We start from the raw sequence: 19984 nt of genomic DNA on the forward strand, positions 1-19984 counted from the left end.
ACCCTGGCCGACAGCTCCTTCGAGTAGACGTCGCCGGCGACGGAATCGAACACCCACCTGCACGCAACGAAGCCACTACTCGACCTACCGAGACCGCAGAAAATAAGAGAAATCGAACGCGGACGCGAACAGTCGTTAGTCGTCGGCCGGCGCCGCGCCGGAGCCGCTCGACTCGTGCTGCTGCTTCGTCCACGAGAGCTTGCCACCGGCGGCGAGGATCTCGCGTTCGCGCTCGGAGGCGTCGAGTTCGGCGGTGAACTCCCAGTCGTCGTTCACGCGGGCCGTGAACTCCTCCTGGCCGGAGCGGACGCCTGCGGGCACGTCGTCGACGATTTCGACGTCGTCGCCCTGGTCGATCTGCTCGTACGTCTCCTCGTCGATGGCGAGGGGGACGATGCCGAAATTGAACAGGTTCGCCTTGTGGATGCGGGCGAAGCTCTGGGCGAAGACGGCCTCGATGCCGAGGAACATCGGACAGAGGGCCGCGTGCTCGCGCGAGGAGCCCTGGCCATAGTTCTCGCCGGCGACGAGGACGCCGCCGTCGGCGTCGAGCGCGCGCTCGGCGAAGGTGTCGTCGACGCGCGAGAGCGTGAACTCGGAGAGCTTCTCGATGTTGGAGCGGAACTTCAGGATGTCCGCCGTGGCCGGGATGATGTGGTCGGTGGTGATGTTGTCCTCCATCTTGAGGAGCGCTTCACCGCCGATGTCCGAGTCGATCCCGTCCTTGATCGGCACGTCGCCGATGTTCGGGCCCTTGATGAGCTCGTCGTCGATGGACTCCTCGGGGCTGATGATGTCGGGGTCGTCCTCACCCATGCCCTGGGAGTACTTCGTGCCCATCTCGAGACCGGGCGCCTCGAGGTCGCCGAGCTCGTCGGCCAGGTCGCGCGGGTCGACGATCTCGCCGGCGATGGCCGCCGCGGTGGCGACTTCCGGCGAGCAGAGGTACACCGAGTCGTCCTCGATGCCGGAGCGCCCCTCGAAGTTGCGGTTGAAGGTGCGCAGCGAGACGGAGTCGGAGGCCGGCACGTGGCCGATGCCGATACAGGCACCACACGTCGCCTCCGAGAAGTTCACGCCGGCAGCCATCAGCTCGGCCGTCCAGCCCTCGCGGGCCAGCATTTCGGAGGCCTGCTTGGAGCCGGGCGCGATGATCATCTCGGTGTGCTTGGCGACCTCGCGGTCCTCCAGCATCTTCGCAGCCGGAAGGATGTCCTCGTAGGCGCCGTTCGTACAGGAGCCGACGATGACCTGCTCGACCTCGGTGCCCTTGGCCTCGCTGACCGGCATGACGTTGTCCGGCATCGACGGCGCGGCGATGAGCGGCTCGAGCTCGTTCAGGTCGACCGTGATCTGGTCGGCGTACTCGGCGTCCTCGTCGGGCGAGAGGTCGACGAACTCGTCCTCGCGACCCTGCCGGGCGAGCCAGTCCTTCGTCTTCTCGTCGGTCGGGAAGATGGAGGAGGTGGCGCCCAGCTCGGTACCGAGGTTCGTGATCGTCGTCCGCTCGGGGATCGTGAGCGACTCGGCGCCGGGGCCGGTGTACTCGAAGATCTTGCCAACGCCGCCCTTGACGGTCAGCTCACCGAGCAGGTGGAGCGCGACGTCCTTCGCCGTCGCCCACTCGGGCAGCTCGCCCTCGAGGTGGACGTTGACGACTTCCGGCATCTCGACGTAGTACGCGCCGCCGCCCATCGCGACGGCGATGTCGAGGCCACCCGCGCCGATCGCCAGCTGGCCGAGGCCGCCGGGCGTCGGCGTGTGGGAGTCGGACCCGAGCAGCGTCTTGCCGGGCGCCGCGAAGTTCTCCTTGTGGACCTGGTGGCAGATGCCGTTACCAGGCCGAGAGAAGTACGCGCCGAAGTTACCGGCTGCAGAACGCAGGAAGCGGTGGTCGTCCGTGTTCTTGAAGTCGAACTGGTACGTCTGGTGGTCGCAGTACTGCGCGGCCAGCTCGGTCTGGACCTCGTCGAGGTCGAGCGCCTCGAACTGGAGCCAGACCATGGTACCTGTCGTGTCCTGTGTAAGGACCTGGTCGATCTCGATGCCGATCTCCTCGCCGGGCGTTAGCTCGCCCTCGACGAGATGGTCATCAAGGATCTTCTCCGTGATCGTCTGTCCCATATCGTCCGGGGGTCGTCTCGCCTCGGATATAAATCCCGCGAGTTTTCATCCACATCGACCGTGTACAACCCCGGTATGCGGCAATTCTCGGGGCGAGACGACCACGTTGTCACACACCGTGGTTAATTTTATCGTGGTGTAGTCTTCGAGGACTCAATATCCTCGTTTGCCGGTTTACCCCCGGAATATCGGGTCTCTCGTCGCCGGCGACGCGGCACTCGTCGCGCGCGACGTCGATGGGCCAGCCGGTGAGTCGATGAGGCCGGCGTCGTTCCGCATCGCCCGCGGTCGATACGGTTTTCTCGGGGCGAGCGCAACGCCGGGTATGTTCGAATCGGGCACGGCCGTCGCGCGAGCGCTCGAGGCCGCGGGCGCCGACCTCGACGACGCGCAGCGGCAACCGAACGGCGTCGACCTCACGGCCGGCGCGGTGTACGAGCAGGTCGAAGCGGGGCGCATCGGGACGGACGGCAAGACGGTCGGCGAGCGGGCGACGCTGGAGCCGGAGGACGGCGTCTACGAGCTGGACCCCGGCGCATACGTCGTCGAGTACGGCGAGCCGGTGAAGATCCCCGAGGGGACGGTGGGATTCGTCTACCCACGCTCCTCGCTGCTGCGGAACTCCTGTATGCTCAACACGGCCGTCTGGGACGCGGGGTACGAGGGCGTCGGGGAGGGGCTCCTTCAGGTCGGAAAGCCGATCGAGATCGAGGCAGGCGCGCGGATCGCGCAGCTGGTGCTCGCGGACGCGGACCACGACGGCACCTACGACGGCAGCTACCAGGGCGAACGTTTATAAACACCCACGCGTGTCTGACGTAACGAACTTATCCCCCCGACTGAAACACGACTCCGTTCACGGTGTGGGACCGCCGGACGCCTACCGATGAGGGGGGACGAACGACGCTCGGCCGACGCCGACTTCCAGCGTGCGTTCCGCATGCTGGCGAGCCCGGCGCTCGTCACCGGCACGGACCTCGAGGTGCTCGAGGCGACCGACGCCTACGTGTCGCTGACGAACTATCCTCGCGAGGCGGTCAGGGGCGAAACGCCGATCGTCTTCTTCGACGACCCCGACCGGTACGCCGCCGCGACGGACGCGCTCGCGACGGGCGACGTCTGGCAGGGCGACGTCGAGCTGGTCACGCGCTCGGACCGCCGCGTGCCGACGCGCTGTGTCGCCCGCCGGATCGCGGACGGCGACGACCTGCTCGGCTACGCCTTTACCTTCCACGACCTGACGCGCCGCCGGCAGTACGAGCAGGGGATCCGGATCTTCGACCGCGTGCTCCGGCATAACCTCCGGAACGACGCCAACGTCGTCCTCGGCCACCTCGAGAACGCGCTCGACCAGGTTGACGACGCGGGGGCCGAGGCGGCGGTCGAGGACGCCCTCGGCGGCGTGGAGCGCCTGCTCCGGCGCGGCGAGACCGCCCGGACCTTCTCCGACGTCTTCGCCGCCGGCGGGCCGGACCCCCTCGGCGACGTCTGGCTCGACGAGGCCGTCGACCGCGCGATCACGCAAGCGCACGACAGCGGCGTCGCGATCGAGACCGACGTCGACCGCATCCGCGTCGTCGCGAACGACACGCTCGTTCCGGCGGTCCGCGCGCTCGTCGAGAACGCCGTCGAGCACAACGACTCCGAAACCCCCCGCGTCGAGGTCACCTCCCGCGTCGACAGCGATCGCGTCCTGCTCTCGGTCCGGGACAACGGCCCCGGCATCGACCCCGAACACCACGACAGGGCGTTCGGCCGTGACGAGTCCTCCCAGGTCGCCCACGGCGACGGGCTCTCCCTGTTCTTCGTCGACCGCCTGATGGAGCTGTACGGTGGCGAGGCCAACGCGAAAAACGTCGACGACGGCGCAGCCTTCGAACTCGCCTTCAGACCGGCCAACGGGAGCGTCGACGAGCGTGAATATCGATAAGTTCGAACTGGTTCCGTATTGGGTGGCGATATTGTCGGTCGTGAGGGGATTTTGCTCTTTATAAACGGGTTTAAACAGATGATGCGGTCTCGCTCTTGACGGCACCGCAAACGTCCAGAAAGCCCTCGGCCGCTCTTTATAAGCGGATTTAAACAGGTGATACGGTCTTGCGCTTGACAGCACCGCAAACGCCCAGAAAGCCCTCGGCCGCTCGCGGTCGCTGAGCAGGATATCTGGGCCTCTCCGCATCGGAAGACGGTCCGGGCTGCCTGCGGTAGCGGGCTGCCGGGCTGCGACTTTCTGGCCTTCGTTCGCTCCGCTCACGAAGGCACCGCCCGGCCCAGATAGTGCCTGTCTCAGCGACTCCCCGTTGGCGCGGCCGGCCGTCGCCCTTTCAGTCCGCCAGGACAGCAACCGCCACAGCGACAGCACCGCACAGCTGCCGCAAGCCTCAGCCCTCCCCAGCCTCGGCCGGGGCGCGCCGGGACAGCACAGCTTCGGCGCGCCACCGGCCTCCCTCGCGCGCGTTGCTCGCGCGCCGACTGCCCCCGTGCCGCGACCGCTCAGCAACCGCCGCGCGCGACGCCCCGGCCACCACTCCGGGGTGGGACTGAAAGGGGCAGCCGCTGCGCGGGACGCTCTGCGACGCAAGCACCGCAATCAGCGAGCGACCGAAGGGAGCGAGCTGTGAGGAGCGCAGCGAGCAGCGCGACCGGTCAGCGGCTGGGGCTTTCTGGGTGTGCCGAGTGGTGTCGATAGCGACGATTGCCAAGTTTGTTTATAAGCGCGACCGGTCAGCGGCTGGGGCTTTCTGGGTGTGCCGAGTGGTGTCGATAGCGACGATTGCCAAGTTTGTTTATAAGCGCGACCGGTCAGCGGCTGGGGCTTTCTGGGTGTGCCGAGTGGTGTCGATAGCGACGATTGCCAAGTTTGTTTATAAGCGCGACCGCTCAGTGGCTGGGGCTTTCCGGGTGTGCTGAGTGGTGTCGCCCGCGACGATAGCCGATCCCATTTAGAAGTGCGACCGGTCAGATGCTGGGGCTTTCCTCGCATGCCGGGTGGGTTCAGCAGCAACTAGACCTAAACGACCGCAAGCAACGCCGGCCAGTCAACCGAAGAATGCGACTGTCCAGCAGCCGAGGACTCGACGACGGTCGAGAGAAGCGCCACTACTCTCGAGAGTTCCACGAACACTGCCCAGCAACGCCCGTCACGAAATTCAACATCCAGGCCGCTACAACGCGAGCTACGGGGGCTTCTTAATAATGCTTAAGAGTCCGACAGGGGTACCAGATAGCAATGAGAGTCGTCGTTTCTATCGGCGGGAGTGTCCTCGCGCCCGACCTCGACGCGGACCGGGTCGCAGCTCACGCCGACGCTATCCGACGGTTGGCCGACGAGGGGTGTGAGATCGGCGTCGTCGTCGGCGGGGGTGGCGTCGCGCGCGACTACATCGGGGCCGCCCGCGAGCTGGGCGCCAACGAGGTCCAGCTCGACCAGCTGGGCATCGGCACGACGCGCCTGAACGCCCGGCTGCTGATCGCGGCGCTGGGCCAGCGCGCGACGCTGTCGCCCGCGACGGACTACGACGAGGCCGCGCAGGCGCTCCGGCGCGACGAGGTGTCGGTGATGGGCGGCGTCATGCCGGGCCAGACGACCGACGCCGTCGCCGCCGGCTTCGCGGAGTCCGTCGACGCCGACCTGCTCGTCTACGCGACGAGCGCCGACGGCGTCTACACGGCCGACCCGAACGTCGACCCCGACGCCGAGAAACACGAGCAGCTCACGCCGACGGAACTCGTCGACATCGTCGTCCCGATGAGCCGGGACGCGGGCGCATCGGCGCCGGTCGACATCCTCGCGGCGAAGCTGATCGACCGCGCGGGGCTGCGCTCCATCGTCCTCGACGGTACGGACCCCTCGGTACTCGTCGACGCCGTCCTCCGCGGCGAGCACAGCGGGACCGACATCGTCCCCGGCGGCACGGGCGAACCGACCTACTGGGCCCAGGGAGAATGAGCTCCGAGAACGCGGATCAGAACGAACCCGACGTCGACTCGCCGCACATTCTCGCCGACTCCGAGGGCGAGGAAGCCAGCGGCGAGTACCACGCGTTCTGGGCCGACGAGGTCGCGGACCGCGTCGAGGAGCGCGACCCCGACGAGCCCATCGTCATCAAGGGCGGCGTCTCGCCGTCGGGCGTGGCCCACCTCGGCAACTTCAACGAGATCATCCGCGGCTACTTCGTCGCGGCGGTGCTCCGCGAGCGCGGTCACGACGTGCGGCAGGTGTTCACCTCCGACGACCGCGACCCGCTCCGGAAGGTCCCGCGGAAGCTCGCGGACCCCGACGGCAACATCGTCGGCCTGGGCGAGGTCGACGCCGGCGCGCTCGGGCGCAACCTGGGCAAACCGTACACCGAGATCCCCGACCCCTTCGGCGAGAAGGAGTCGTACGCGGCCCACTTCGCGGACCTGCTGAAGGCCGACGCCGACCGGCTCGACATTCCCGTCGAGATGGTCTCGAACACGGAGCTGTATGAGGACGGCACCTTCGACCCCGTCATCGAGCAGGCGCTCGCGGACCTCGACAACTCCCGCGACGTCCTCGGCCAGTACCAGGACAAGGTCGACGAGTCGTACGTCCCCTTCAACCCCATCTGCGAGGAGTGCGGGCAGGTGACCGAGACGGTCACCGCCGTCGACGTCGAGAACGGCACCGTCGACTACGAGTGCACCGACCTCGAGGCCGGCGGGGACGTCATCGAGGGCTGCGGCCACGAGGGCACCGCGACGTTCCACGAGGGGAAGCTCCCGTGGCGCTTCGAGTGGCCCGGCCAGTGGCAGGTGCTCGGCGTCGACTTCGAGCCCTTCGGGAAGGACCACGCCGAGGGCTCGTGGCCCTCCGGCGTCGACATCGCGCGCAACGTCCTCGGCATCGAGCCGCCGGTTCCGATGGTGTACGAGTGGTTCACGCTCAACGGCGAGGCGCTCTCCTCGTCGGCGGGCAACATCGTCACCGTCCCGGAGATCCTCGAGCTGCTCGAGCCCGAGGTGCTCCGGTACTTCTTCGCGCTCCACCCGAAGAAGGCCCGCGACCTCGACCTGGAGCGACTCGACCAGCTCGTCGACGACTTCGACCGCTTCGAGCGCGCCTACTTCGGCGACGTCGACGACGAGGAGCTGACCCGCTTCGCCGAGCGCGCATACCCCTTCGTTGTGGACGAACCGAAGGCGGGCCGCGTCCGCCTTCCCTACACCTTCGCGGCCGTCCTCGGCATGGTCGAGGACGAGGACTTCCGCGAACAGCTCGCCCGCGACGAGGGCCACTTCGACGAGGACACCCCGGAGTGGGCCATCGAGGACGCCCTCAAGCGCGTCGAGAGGGCCCGCAACTGGGCCGAGCGCATGGACAACGAGTACAACTACCGGCTCCAGACCGAGCTCCCGGACGTCGACCTCGACGCGGACGTCGCCGCCGCGCTCGACGAGCTTGCCGACTTCGTCGCCGAGGGCCACGACGGCGAGGAGATCCAGGGCGAGATGTACGAAGTTGCCCGGCGCCACGACATCGAGGTCTCCGACTTCTTCGCGGCCGGCTACCGGCTCTTCTTCGACGAGACGCAGGGGCCCCGCCTCGGCGAGTTCCTCGGCGAGCTCGAGCAGGAGTTCGTCGTCGAGCGCCTGCGCCGGGAGGCATAATGCCCGAGGACCGTTCGCTCGACGACTTCGCCGGCGCGAGCGCGTCCGAGGAGGCGGCCGAAGCGACGACGGAAGGCGACGAAGTGGAAGTCGTCGATGACGCGGAATCAGAAGCCGTCGCTGTCGACGAAGCAGACACTGCGGCCGACGATACGGAGGACGCCGACGGCAACGAAGCGATCGCGGGGAGCGAGGCCGACGATAGTGAGACCGTCGAACCCCCGTCGATCACGGCGACCTGGGCGACCGACGGCGTCGCGTGCGAGCGCTGCGACGCAGCGGTCGAGCGCCGCTGGGCGTGCGACGGCGACTACGTCTGTGCGGACTGCAAGGACTGGTAGGGCGCTCTACTTTTAAAGAAACTACCGTCGCGGCGGCCGCTCGAACCCGTCCGCCAGCGTCGCCTCGTCGACCGACAGCACTGTCGGCCGGCCGTGTGGGCAGGCGTACGGCTGCTCGCACTCCCCGAGCCGGTCGAGCAGCTGCCGGGTCTCCGCCGTCGACAGCTCGTCGCCCCGCTTGAGCGACGGGTGACAGGCGAGGTCGGCCAGCAGTGGGTCCCGCGCGTTCGCCGGCGACTCCCCGGTGGCGAGGGCGTCTACGGCGTCGCGGAACGCCTCGGCGTCGAGCGTGCGACCGAAGGGGGCCGGCACCGAGTGGAGTCGGACCGTCCCGCCGCCGAACGGTTCCGCGTCGAAGCCCAGGTCGGCGAGCGTCTCCCGGTTCGCCTCGACGGTCGCCATCCCGGAGTCCGACAGCGAGAGGGTCAGCGGCGGGTCGAGCGTTGCGGTCGGCACCGATTCGTCGGTGACAGCCCGGCGCAGGCGCTCGTAGTTGACCCGCTCGTGGGCCGCGTGGCCGTCGATCACGAGCAGCTCGTCGCCGGCGTCACACAGCAGGTAGAGGTCCCGAAACTGCCCGATGGGCTCGACGTCGGCGAAGGGAGCGTCGCCGTCGACGGGACCCAGCGCGCTCTCGAGGTCCGTCGCGACCTCGGCCCGCCGACGGAGGTCGGCCCCGGTCAGGGCGTCCGAAACGGCAGTCTCGACGGCGTCAGCGATGGCGTCGCCCGGACGGAGGTCGACCTCGCGCTTGGCCGGGTGGACGTTCGGGTCGACCAGCTCGGGAGACAGCTCGACGTCGACGGCGGCGATCGGCTCGCGACCGCTCGGGAGGAGCCGGCCGTAGCCGTCACGGACCGCGCGCCGGAGGCCGGCGTTTTCGACCGGGCGGCCGTTGACGGCGACCCGGACGTGGTCGCTACTGGCGCGCGTGACGGAGGGGTAGCCGAGCACGCCCGTGACCCGGACCTCGCGAGCGTCGCCGTCGAACTCGCCACCGTGCTCGATGTCGCCATCGAGTTCGACCGCTGCCCGCCCGTCGAACTCGGTCGACTGGCTCGCCACGTCGCGATCGTAGACCGCCAGAAGTGCGTCGCTGGGGCCGGTACCGGGCGTCGATAGCGTCTCCCGGCTGTCGTGAGAGAGCGAAAAGGCGACGTCCGGACGCGCCAGAGCGTAGTCGGCGACGACGTCGGAGACGCGCGCGAACTCGGTTGCTGACTCCGCCAGCGCGTCCTTCCGCGCCGGGCGGTTCCGGAACAGGTCCTCGACGACGACGGTCGTCCCGCGGCCCCGGCCAGCGTCGCCGACTCGCGTGGCGTCCGGGTCCCCTGGGTCGCCGTCGACGACGACCCGCGTGCCGACCTCGCCGCCGTCGTTCGTCGTTAGCTCGAGGCGCGCGGCGTCCGCGATGGCCGGGAGCGCCTCGCCGCGGAAGCCGAGTGAGGCGACGCCGACCGGGTCCTTGCCGTCCCGGAGCTTGCTCGTCGCGTGACGCTCGACCGCGAGCGCGGCGTCCGCGCGGCTCATCCCGTGGCCATCGTCGCGGACCTCGATGCGCTCGGTGCCGTCGCCGGCGACGGCGATCTCGATCCGGGTCGCGTCCGCGTCGAGCGCGTTGTCGACGAGTTCGGCGACGACGCGGGCCGGGCGCGTGACGACCTCGCCGGCCGCGATGCGGTCGACCGTCGCCTCGGAGAGCCGACGGACCTCGTCGCCGGCGGGCTGGTTCTCGGGCATCCTCACGTGAGGTCGTCCTGTAGGTCGTGGAGCGTGTTCAACGCCTCGATCGGCGTCATCGTCGCCAGCTCGAGCTCTCGGAGGGCGTCGAGGGCCTCCGCAGTGGCGTCGTCAACGACGGCTGCGGTGTCGTCGTCGACGGCGGCGTTCTCGGCACCGTCGTGTCGGCGATCCGCCCCCGAGCCGGAGCCGTCGGCGGTCACCGGTTCGGCGAGGTCGTCGTCGGCCGCGAAGTCCGCCAGCGTCGCGTCCGGCTCCTCGTCGGCCGCCGTCGACGGGTCGGCTGTCTGTTCCACGTTGGCCTCGGTAGTCCCCGATGCGACACCGTCGTCGGCTCCGCCGTCGACCAGCTCCCGGGACCGCTCGACGACCGCCGGCGGGACGCCCGCCAGCTCGGCGACCTCGACGCCATAGGAGGAGGAGGCCGCGCCCTCGGCGACGCGGTGGAGGAACGTCACGTCGCCGTCCTCCTTCGTCGCGGTGAAGTGCAGGTTGAACACGCGCTCGCGCTCGCTCGCGAGGTCCGTGAGGTCGTGGTAGTGCGTCGCGAAGAGCGTCGTCGCGCCAAGCTCGTCGTGGAGGAACTCCGCGGCGGCGCGGGCGATTGCGCGGCCATCGGCGGTCGAGGTGCCGCGGCCGACCTCGTCGAGAAGGACCAGCGAGTTCGGCGAGGCGTCGTGGAGGATCTCCGTCAACTCGCTCATCTCGCGCATGAACGTCGACTGCCCGCCGGCGATGTCGTCGGAGGCGCCGACGCGGGTGAACACGCGGTCGAGGACCGGCAGCCTCGCGCTCCGGGCCGGGACGAAGCTCCCGATCTGCGCGAGCACGACCGCGAGCGCGACGGAGCGCATGTACGTCGACTTCCCGCTCATGTTCGGGCCGGTGATCACCGCGACGCTGCCCCGCGGGAGGCCGGCGTCGTTCGGGACGAACTCGCCCTGGCGCTCGACGACCGGGTGGCGGCCGGCCTCGATCCGGATGCCGGCGGAGGGGTCTTGCTCCGGGTCGACGATCTCCGGACGGACGTAATCGCGGTCGACGGCGACCGTCGCGAGCGAGCAGAGGGCGTCGAGCTCGGCCAGCGCGTCGGCCAGCGCCTGGATGCGCTCGGTCTCGTCGGCGACGCGGTCGCGGACCTCGGTGAACAGCTCGTACTCCAGCGCGTCCGCGCGCTCGGCGGCGCCGACGATCTCGTCTTCCCGCTCCTTCAGCTCCGGCGTGTAGTAGCGCTCGGAGTTCTTCAGCGTCTGGCGCCGGTGGTAGTCGTCGGGCACCTTCTCGAGGTTCGCGTCCGTCACCTCGATGTAGTAGCCGTGGACCTGCGTGTGGCCGACCTTCAGGGAGTCGATGCCCGTGCGCTCGCGCTCGCGGGCCTCCAGGTCGGCGATCCACTCGCGCCCCTCGCGCTCGGTCGCGCGCAGGTCGTCGAGCTCGTCGTCGAACCCCTCGCGGATGACGCCGCCTTCGGTGATCTCCTGCGGTGGGTCGGGAACGATGGCGCGGTCGAGCAGATCGCGGATCTTCGCGAGCGTGTCGAGCCGGTCCACGAGGTCAGCGAGGTGGTCGGCGTGCGGCTCCGCGGCGGAGTCGTCGCCGTCGTCGCCGCCCGCCGCCGGCACCAGCGCCTCACGGATCTCGGGGACGACGGCGAGTGTCGCGTGGAGGCTCCGGAGGTCGCGCGCGTTCGCCCGGCCCCGCGAGATCCGGCCGACCAGCCGCTCGAGGTCGTAGGCGGCCGAGAGGTGGTCGGCGACGGCGTCGCGGGCGAACGCCCGCTCGGTGAGCTCCTCGACGGCGTCGTGCCGCGAGCGGATGCGCTCGGGGTCGACGAGCGGCCGGCGGAGCCAGCGCTCCAGGCAGCGGCGGCCGAGCGCGCAGGACGTCTCGTCGAGCGTGTCGAACAGCGTCGCGCTCGCGCCAAGCCCGCGGTTCTCGAACAGCTCGAGGCTCCGCTGGGCGGTCGCGTCCAGCCGGAGGTGCTCCCGCGGGTCGTACCGCCGGATGCGCGCGACGTACTCCAGCGGCCCGTCGTCGCCCTGCGTGTACTCGGCGTAGGCCAGCACCGCGCCGGCAGCGCGGAGCTCCGCCTCGCTCCCGAAGCGGTTCTCCGGCGCGGCGACGTACGGCTCGAGCCGCTCGACGGCCGTGCGGTACTCGAAGACGTCGCCCGCCATCGACGACTCCATCCAGCCGGTCTCGGCGTCGGCCGGCGTGAAGGGGGCCGTCTCCGGGCCCGTCAGCAGCTCCGCGGGGTCGACGCGCTCGAGCTCCTCGGCGATGGTCGCCCGGTCGCCGTCCGTCACGAGGCACTCGCCCGTGGCGACGTCGACGGCGGCGAGCCCGTAGCGGTCCTCGTTCGCTGTGCCGGTCCCGCCGGCCGCGTCGGCCGCGCCGGATTCGCGGGCGACGGCGGCGACGTAGTTCGTCGTCCCCGAGTTCAGGAGCTCGTCGTCGACAACCGTTCCGGGGGTGATGACCTCCGTCACCGCGCGGTCGACGAGCCCGGAGGCCTGCTCGGCGTCCTCGACCTGGTCCGCGATGGCGACGCGGAACCCCTCGTCGAGCAGCGATTCGAGGTAGGAGGCGGCGTTATCGATGGGGATCCCCGCCATCGGGTACTCGCCGGTCGAGTCCTCGCGCTGGGTGAGCGTCACCTCGCAGATTCGGGCGACCGCTTCCGCGGCCTCGCAGAAGGCCTCGTAGAAGTCGCCAACCTGGAAGAGGACGAGGGCGTCCTCGTGGGCGGCACAGAGGTCGGCGTACTGGGAGAGCATCGGCGTGAGGTCGTCCCGGACCGCCGCGATTCCGGGCGGCAGACCCGTGACCGTCTCGTGATCCGCCGTAGGCATGTCCCGAACCGGGTCGCCGACGGAAATAAACGCCACGGACCGATTCTCGTTCGGAAATGGGGGTTTTTGCTAGTTGCCGTGTGATTCGGATCGGGTATCGTCGCTGTCGACTCCAGTTGGAACGGTCGGAAAACCTCAGCTGCTGACCGGTTGCACTTATAAATGAGATCGGCTCGCGTCGTGAACGACACCACTCAGCATACCCAGAAAGCCCCAGCCGCTGAGCGGTCGCGCTTATAAACGTGGTCGGCTCACGTCGACGGCGACACCACTCAGCACTCGTAGAAAGCCCCAGCCGCTGAGCGGTCGCGCTGCTCGCTGCGCTCCTCACCCGGCTCACTCGCTCCCTCCGGTCGCTCGTTCGCCGGTATTGCGGTGCTAGCGTCGCAGGGCGTCCCGCTCAGCGGCTGCCCCTTTCAGTCCCGCCCGGGAGTGGTGGCCTGGGCGTCGCTCGCGGCGGCTGGTAGGCGGTCGCGGTGCGGGTGCGGTTGGCGCGCGCGAGCAACGCGTGCGAGGGAGGCCGGCGCCGGCCGAGGCTGGGGAGGGCCGAGGCTTGCGGTAGCTGGGTGGTGCTGTCGCTGTCGTGGTTGCGGTGGCTGTCGTGGTTGCGGTCGCTGTTGCTGTCGCGGTTGCGGTCCTGGCGGACTGAAAGGGCGACGGCCGGTCGCGGTGTAACGGAGTCGCTCCGGCGGCCCCTATCCGCGCGGGCTGTGCGGAGAGCGCGGATATGTCGCGGAGCGACCGCGAGCGGCCGAGGGCTTTCTGGGCGTTTGCGGTGCTGTCGAGCACAGCGGCTTCTGCACCTGTCCAGCTATTCGCGTACGAAGAACGGACAAGGGCGTTCTGGATGTTTGAGTTGCTGGCAAGCGCAGCAGCGGCTGCTCTTTTATATATTCCTTATAAACAAGCGTGTCCGTGGTTTTTCAATCAACTCGCAGGTCGATAGAACACGCTAGCTCTCCGAATATACCAACTTCTCCTCTCAGATCCCAATCAAAACCCAAGCAGAATCCGTATGAGCGGGATGCTTACGGGCGTCGAACCCCTCCCATGGAATGTGGCGCACAAGCAACTCGTCATCGGGCTCGCGGGGACGTTCATCGGGCTGACGGCGGTGCTCGTCGTCTCGGGGATCGTCGTCAACCCCCTCCTGCTGTTCGTCGCGATCCCGTTCGGCGTCGCGGCCTACCTGCTCTGGGAGCACGCCAGCGGCCGGCTCGCTGACCGGATTCGCCAGCGCGCGAGTCGGAGCACCGGCCGCGAGCGGGAACGCGCCCGCCGGCGCGCTCGCGCGAAGCGGAACGGGCAGCGTGCGACCGCCGGGGCGCGGGGAGAGCGCTTCGTCGGCGGTGAAAGCGGCGGACGTGGCAGCGGCGCCGGCGACCCGCGGGACCGCGCACCGCGAGCGAACAGCGGGCCGACGGTCGAGGAGGCGTACGCGACGCTCGGCCTCGACCCGAGCGCCTCCGCGGGCGATGTCCGACGAGCCTACCGCGAGCGGGCGAAGGAGCTCCACCCGGATTCGGCCGACGGCGACGAGGAGGCCTTCAAGGAGCTCACCGCGGCCTATGAGCTGCTCGACGAACGGGTGGAGTAGCAGCCGAACTGGCGGAGTGGCCCGAGCACCGTCGCTCATTTCCCGAAACGACGTCCTCAGTGGTGCTTGCTCCTCGATATTACGCGTGACACGAGTACCCATTGCACGAAAACCGTTATAGGGGTCACTCGCCTACGGACGGGCATGAGCGCTGACCGGTCCGTCCTTCGGCGGGCCATCGAGCGCGGCGAGCAGGACGGTGGCGCCATCGAGTTCAAGGAGCGCCTCACCCGGGAGGTCCACCTCGCGGACGGCCGCATGGAGTCGCTGGCGGCCCAGCTCCGCCACCGCGTCCTCTCGGGCGACGGCGAGGCGACGTACGTCGTCGGTGTCACCGACGACGGCGGCCTCGCCGGGATCAGCCCCGACGTGTTCTCGGAGACCATGGACGTGCTCTCGCTCCTCGCCGAGGAGGCGGGCGCGCACATCGACGACGTCGACACCTGGAGCGTCGGCGACGTCGACGGCGGGGTCGCGGTCGAGCGCCCCGGCGATACCACGGCCGAGCAGGAGGCGAACGGCGACACCGGCCTCGTCGGCCTCGCGACGATCCGCGAGGGCGCCATGCTCGAAACCGACGACGACCACATCGTCGTCGGCACCGCGGGCCACGTCGACCACGGGAAGTCCACGCTCGTCGGCACGCTCGTGACGGGGATGGCCGACGACGGGCAGGGCGGCACGCGCGGCTTCCTCGACGTCCAGCCCCACGAGGTCGAGCGCGGGCTCTCCGCGGACCTCTCGTATGCGGTCTACGGCTTCGGCGACGACGGCCCGGTCCGGATGGACAACCCGCACCGGAAGCAGGACCGCGCGCGCGTCGTCGAGGAGGCGGACCGGCTCGTTTCCTTCGTCGACACCGTCGGCCACGAGCCCTGGCTCCGGACGACGATCCGCGGGCTCGTCGGCCAGAAGCTCGATTACGGCCTGCTTGCGGTCGCGGCCGACGACGGCCCGACGGAGACGACCCGGGAGCACCTCGGGATCCTGCTGGCGACGGAGCTGCCGACGGTGGTCGCCATCACGAAGGTCGACGCCGTCGACGACGAGCGCGCGGACGAGGTCGTCCGGGAGGTCGAATCCATGCTGCGCGAGGTCGGCAAGACGCCGCTGCCGGTCGAGCGCCACGGCGTCGAGGCCGCGGTCGACGAGATCGGCGACTCCGTCGTCCCGGTGTTCCGCACGAGCGCCGTGGAGAAGTCGGGCATCGACGACCTCGACGAGCTGTTCCGTGCGCTCCCGAAGCGCGCGACCCCCGACCGCGAGGAGTTCCGGATGTACATCGACCGGACGTACGACGTGAAGGGTGTCGGCGCCGTCGCCTCCGGCACCGTCAACTCCGGTGCGGTCGAGGCCGGCGACGAGCTCCTCCTCGGGCCGATGCCGGACGGCTCCTTCCGGCCGGTCGAGGCTCGCTCGATCGAGATGCACTACCACCGCGTCGACCGCGCGACCGCGGGCCGCATCGTCGGGATCGCCTTAAAAGGCGTCGACGAGGCGGACGTCAAGCGCGGGATGGTGCTGCTCCCGCGCGAAGCGAACCCCGATCCCGTCCGCGAGTTCGAGGCCGAGGTCGTCGTCCTGAACCACCCGACGCGCATCCAGGAGGGGTACGAGCCCGTCGTCCACCTCGAAACGGCCAGCGAGGCCGCGAAGTTCTCGCCCGCGGGCGGCCGCCTGCTCCCGGGGGACACCGGCCGGACGCGCGTCCGGTTCAAGTTCCGCCCGTACCTCGTCGAGGAGGGGCAGCGGTTCGTCTTCCGCGAGGGTCAGTCGAAGGGCGTCGGCACTGTGACCGACGTGAACCCCGGCGGCAACGTCGACGTCGCGGCCGACGACGACTGAGCGCGTCGCTGGCGAGCCATCCGCGCTCGCCCGGAACCGAATCGTGCAACCGGTCGGCGCTGGCCCGGCGTCCGGGCCGTGGGTTTATGGAGCGAACCCGTGTTTGATGCCACATGCTCGACCGGGAGGAGGCGTGGCGGATCTACCGCGAGTCGCTGCCGATCCTCGTGGTGAGTCTGGTCGGCGGCATTCTCGCCGGGACGGTGCTCGGCACCGACGGCATGCGTGCGGCGTTCACCGACTACCCCGGACTCCTCCTCCTGTTGCCGGCGTTCCTCGCGACGCGCGGGAACGTCTACGGCGCGATGGGCGCGCGGATCTCCTCGGGGCTCCACCAGGGGCTCCTCGAACCCAGATTCAGCCGGGACGACCGCCTGATCGCTGCCGTCGCCTCCTCGTTCGTCAACGGGATCGGCATCTCCGTCTTCATCGGCGTCCTCGCCTGGGTCGTCGTGCACCTGCTGCCCGGCCGCGACCCGGCGCTGCTCGCCGAGCTGGTCCTGATCACCCTCATCTCGGGCGTGCTCACGTCCATCGTGCTCATCGGCGGCCTGCTCCTGCTGGTCTTCGAGGGGTATCGCCGCGGCGTCGACCCGGACAACCTCATCGGCCCCATCGTGACGACGCTCGGGGACGTGTTCGGCGTCGTCTTCCTCTTCGTGGCCGTGACGATCACCGGGAGGGTGCTCTGATGGCGGATCCGCCGGAGAGCGGCCGGAACGCGTGGACCGTCCGGAACATCGTGGCGACGATGTTCCCGCTGCTGATCGTGCTCTCCGGGCTCGAGATGATCTCCGGGATGGTGCTCGAGAGCGTCGAGGAGACGTACCTCACGAACCCGACGCTGTTCGTCCTCGTTCCGGTGATGATCGGCATGGGCGGGAACCTCGGGTCGATCTTCGCCTCGCGGCTCTCGACGCGGCTCCACCTCGGCACGCTCTCCTTCGACCTGACCGACGAGACGCTGTGGACGAACGTCGTCGCCGTCGTCGGGCTCGGGACGACCATCTTCGTCATGCTCGGGCTCGCGGCCTGGGTCGTCGGCCAGGTGATCACGGATTCGCCGCTCCCCATCGTCGACCTGCTGCAGGTGTCGGTCATCAGCGGCCTGCTGCTCACTGGCTCCGCGATCCTGCTGGCGATCGCGGCGACGTACGTCTCCTTCGTCCGCGGCTACGACCCGGACGACACGACGATCCCGGTCGTGACGAACCTCTGTGACATCCTCGGCGTGGTGATCCTCTCGGCCGTCGCCATCGCCGTGCTGTAGGGCGCGCGACCGACCGCGACCGCGACCGCCCGCAACCGCCCGCAACCGCCCGCTCCCACTCGACCCGCCACGACGCGCTATTTAAAAGGGTCCGCGGGCTAGTTCGGGTATGTTCGAAGACCGGCCGGACCGCGACGCGGAGGTCGTGCTCGTCGGCCGCTCCAACGTCGGGAAGTCGACGCTGATGCGGGAGCTGACGGGCCACTCGTTCTCGACGGGCGGCAAGCCCGGCGTGACGCGGCAGCCGAACCACTACGACTGGGCGGGCGAGGACTTCATGTTCACCGACCTGCCGGGCTTCGGCTTCATGTCCGGCGTCGAGGACGAGCACCGCGAGGCGATCAAGGAGAACATCGTCCACTACCTCGAGGACAACGCCGAGCAGATCCTCGCGGGCGTCGTCGTGCTCGACGGGAAAAGCGCCGTCGACATCATCGACCGCCACCGCGAGCGCGGCAACATCCCCCACGACGTCGAGATGGTCCAGTTCCTCCAGGCGAACGGCATCGAGCCCATCGTCGCCGTCAACAAGATGGACAAGGTCGACGACGAGGACGAGCGCCTCGACGCCATCTGCGACCGCCTCGGCTTCTACCCGCCGTGGCAGCAGTGGGAGGGCGAGACGGTCGCCCCCATCTGCGCGAAGCGCGGCTCCATCGGCGCCTTAGAGGAGTGTCTCGGCAACCGCTTCCGCGAGGAGAACCGCGACGACCTCCTGAAATTCGTCTCGTAAGCGTCGCTCGGTTTTTCAGATCTCCGTTCCGACCAGCTGCAGTACCACCGGATCGCCGTCCCGACCAGCTACAGCTCGACCGGCTCCCCGCCCTTATAAACGGCTGCGACGTCGCGAACGGCGGAGATGTCCGCGAGGGGGTCGCTGTCGAGCGCGAGCACGTCGCCCGCGTTGCCCGCTTCGAGGGTGCCGAGGTCGTCGGCGGGGACGGTCCGGGCCGCGACGCGCGTGGCTGACTGGATCACGTCGCGCTCGGCCATGCCGACCTCGTTCGCGAGCAGCTCCAGCTCGAGCGCGTTCTCGCCGTGGGGGATGAGTTCCGGCCCGAGGAAGTCCGTCCCGACGGCGATGGGCACGTCGTCCTCGTACGCGCGCTCGACGGAGTCGAAGTGCGCCTCGCGGGCTTCCCGGGCCTTCTCGAGGCCGTACTCCGGGACGCCGTGGTCCGCGCCCTGTTCGACGAGTCGGTGCATGATCGCCAGCGTGGGGACGAACGTCGCGCCCGTCTCGTGGAACAGGTCGAAGCAGCGCTGGTCGAGGTAGAAGCCGTGCTCGATGGTGTCGACGCCGTTGCGCAGGGCCGACTTGACGCCGCCGGCGCCCTGCGCGTGGGAGGCGACAGGGATCCCGACACGGTGGGCCTCCTCGACGAGCGCCTCGACCTCGGCATCCGTGAACTGGGTCTGGTCCGGCGCGTCCTTCTCGCTGAGGACGCCGCCCGTCGTCATGATCTTCAGGACGTCGACGCCCTGGCGGACCCGCTTGCGGGCCTCCTTCCGGCATTCGTCGGCGCCGTCGGCCAGCGTGCCGACGCCCTGGTCGCTCTTCTCGACCCAGTCGTACGGCAGGAAGTGGAGGTCGCCGTGGCCGCCCGTCTGGCTGATGCTCTGCCCACTCGTGAACACGCGTGGGCCGGGAATCTCGCCCTCGGCGACGGCGTCGCGGAGGCCGAGCGCGGTCGTCGAGCCGACGTCGCGGACGGTCGTGAACCCCGCCGCGAGGAGGTCCCGGAGGTCCGCCGTCGCCCGCGCGGCCCCGAGCTCCGAGGACTCCGTCAGCCAGGTCATCGGCTCCATGTCGCGAACCCCGAGAAGGTGGAGGTGAGCGTCGATGAGCCCCGGCATCGCGACCGGATGCGCCTCGTGGTCGGCGTCAGCGGGCGCGGCGACGTCCTCCTGGGTCCCGACGGCGTCGATGGTACCGTCGTCGGCGACGACGATGCGGCCGGCCTCGATCGGTTCCTCGTCGCGTCCGGTGATAAGTAGATCCGCGTCGATAACTCGCATGCAACCTGGTTTCGGAGGATGCGGGAAATGTGTTTGTGAGGCGGAAACTCGTTAAGAGCGTCGTCGCACGTTTGTGCTTATAAATAGGGACGGCTATCACCGCTTGCGACACCGATCGGCACATCTTGAAAGGCTCAGACGGTGAGATGGTCGCGTTTTGCGTGGTCTGTTTGGGTATCGCCGTGGGCGTCACCACTCAGCATGCCCAGAAAACCCCCAGCTGCTGAGCGGTCACACTTATAATGGTATCAGCTATCTTTGCCAGGGCCACCACTCGGCGCACCCGGAAAGCCCCGGCCGGTGAGAGGGTCGAACTTATAAACAAGATTGGCTATCGTCTTCATCGTCACCACTCAGCATGCCCAGAAAGCCCCAGCCGCTGAGCGGTCGCGCTGCTCGCTGCGCTCCTCACCCGGCTCGCTCACTGCGTTCGCTCGCCGGGTTGCGGTGCTTACGTCGCAGAGCTTCCCGCTCAGCGGCTGCCCCTTTCAGTCCCACCCCGGAGTGGTCGCCGGGGCGTCGCGAGCGACGGTTCTTCGGCGGTCGTCACTCGCCGGCTGTCCGG

General features: G+C 69.2%; 14 protein-coding genes. 10 read left to right on the top strand and 4 right to left on the bottom strand.

Features of this window, described 5'->3' with window-relative positions; genetic code table 11:
* Positions 1–135: 135 nt before the first annotated feature.
* Positions 136–2124, bottom strand: coding sequence for an aconitate hydratase (locus ACQE3M_RS02130; protein WP_430503817.1), 1989 nt, complete (start codon positions 2122–2124; stop codon positions 136–138).
* Between the two features lie 325 nt (positions 2125–2449).
* Here ACQE3M_RS02130 and ACQE3M_RS02135 point away from each other — a divergent pair, with 325 nt between their 5' ends.
* From ACQE3M_RS02135 to ACQE3M_RS02155, 5 genes are all read left to right on the top strand, one after another.
* Positions 2450–2923, top strand: a complete 474-nt coding sequence (locus ACQE3M_RS02135) for a deoxyuridine 5'-triphosphate nucleotidohydrolase (protein WP_430503818.1) — start codon at positions 2450–2452, stop codon at positions 2921–2923.
* 87 nt (positions 2924–3010) lie between these two features.
* Entirely contained in the window at positions 3011–4054 is a 1044-nt protein-coding gene (locus ACQE3M_RS02140) for an ATP-binding protein (protein WP_430503819.1), read from the top strand.
* 1299 nt (positions 4055–5353) lie between these two features.
* Complete coding sequence (pyrH, locus tag ACQE3M_RS02145) at positions 5354–6073, top strand: UMP kinase (protein WP_430503820.1); 720 nt, start codon at positions 5354–5356, stop codon at positions 6071–6073.
* Positions 6070–7755 carry a lysine--tRNA ligase gene (lysS, locus tag ACQE3M_RS02150; protein ID WP_430503821.1) on the top strand — a complete coding sequence of 562 codons (1686 nt, stop codon included), beginning with the start codon at positions 6070–6072 and terminating at the stop codon, positions 7753–7755. Before pyrH ends, lysS begins: the two co-directional genes overlap by 4 nt.
* The gene (locus ACQE3M_RS02155) at positions 7755–8096 is read left to right on the top strand and encodes a DUF7573 domain-containing protein (RefSeq protein WP_430503822.1); all 342 of its coding nucleotides are present in this window, start codon (positions 7755–7757) and stop codon (positions 8094–8096) included. Before lysS ends, ACQE3M_RS02155 begins: the two co-directional genes overlap by 1 nt.
* A gap of 21 nt (positions 8097–8117) precedes the next feature.
* Here ACQE3M_RS02155 and mutL read toward each other — a convergent pair whose 3' ends face one another.
* Both mutL and mutS read right to left on the bottom strand, forming a co-directional pair.
* Entirely contained in the window at positions 8118–9836 is a 1719-nt protein-coding gene (mutL, locus tag ACQE3M_RS02160; RefSeq protein WP_430503823.1) for a DNA mismatch repair endonuclease MutL, read from the bottom strand.
* Positions 9837–9838: 2 nt separating this feature from the next.
* Complete coding sequence (gene mutS, locus ACQE3M_RS02165) at positions 9839–12688, bottom strand: DNA mismatch repair protein MutS (protein WP_430503824.1); 2850 nt, start codon at positions 12686–12688, stop codon at positions 9839–9841.
* A 1057-nt stretch (positions 12689–13745) separates the two neighbouring features.
* Between mutS and ACQE3M_RS02170 the strand changes: the two genes are divergently transcribed.
* The 5 genes from ACQE3M_RS02170 to engB all read left to right on the top strand — a co-directional run bounded on the left by ACQE3M_RS02170 (position 13746) and on the right by engB (position 18133).
* Complete coding sequence (locus tag ACQE3M_RS02170; protein ID WP_430504030.1) at positions 13746–14285, top strand: J domain-containing protein; 540 nt, start codon at positions 13746–13748, stop codon at positions 14283–14285.
* A 144-nt stretch (positions 14286–14429) separates the two neighbouring features.
* Positions 14430–16130, top strand: a complete 1701-nt coding sequence (locus tag ACQE3M_RS02175; protein ID WP_430503825.1) for a GTPBP1 family GTP-binding protein — start codon at positions 14430–14432, stop codon at positions 16128–16130.
* 113 nt (positions 16131–16243) lie between these two features.
* Positions 16244–16822, top strand: a complete 579-nt coding sequence (locus ACQE3M_RS02180) for a magnesium transporter (protein ID WP_430503826.1) — start codon at positions 16244–16246, stop codon at positions 16820–16822.
* Positions 16822–17400: a magnesium transporter gene (locus ACQE3M_RS02185; RefSeq protein ID WP_430503827.1), complete on the top strand. Its 579-nt coding sequence runs from the start codon at positions 16822–16824 to the stop codon at positions 17398–17400. The genes ACQE3M_RS02180 and ACQE3M_RS02185 overlap by 1 nt, the downstream gene beginning before the upstream one ends.
* A gap of 109 nt (positions 17401–17509) precedes the next feature.
* A complete protein-coding gene (gene engB, locus ACQE3M_RS02190) occupies positions 17510–18133 on the top strand; it encodes a GTP-binding protein EngB (protein ID WP_430503828.1) in 624 nt (207 codons plus the stop codon).
* Positions 18134–18201: 68 nt separating this feature from the next.
* On the opposite strand, the gene ACQE3M_RS02195 is transcribed toward engB, so the two are convergent.
* On the bottom strand, positions 18202–19419 hold the full coding sequence (locus ACQE3M_RS02195) for a metal-dependent hydrolase family protein (protein ID WP_430503829.1): 1218 nt from the start codon (positions 19417–19419) through the stop codon (positions 18202–18204).
* Between the last annotated feature and the right edge of the window lie 565 nt (positions 19420–19984).

Origin of the sequence: Halosubterraneus shenae, assembly GCF_050510935.1 — an archaeon.
Lineage (GTDB): Archaea > Halobacteriota > Halobacteria > Halobacteriales > Haloferacaceae > JBDGPU01.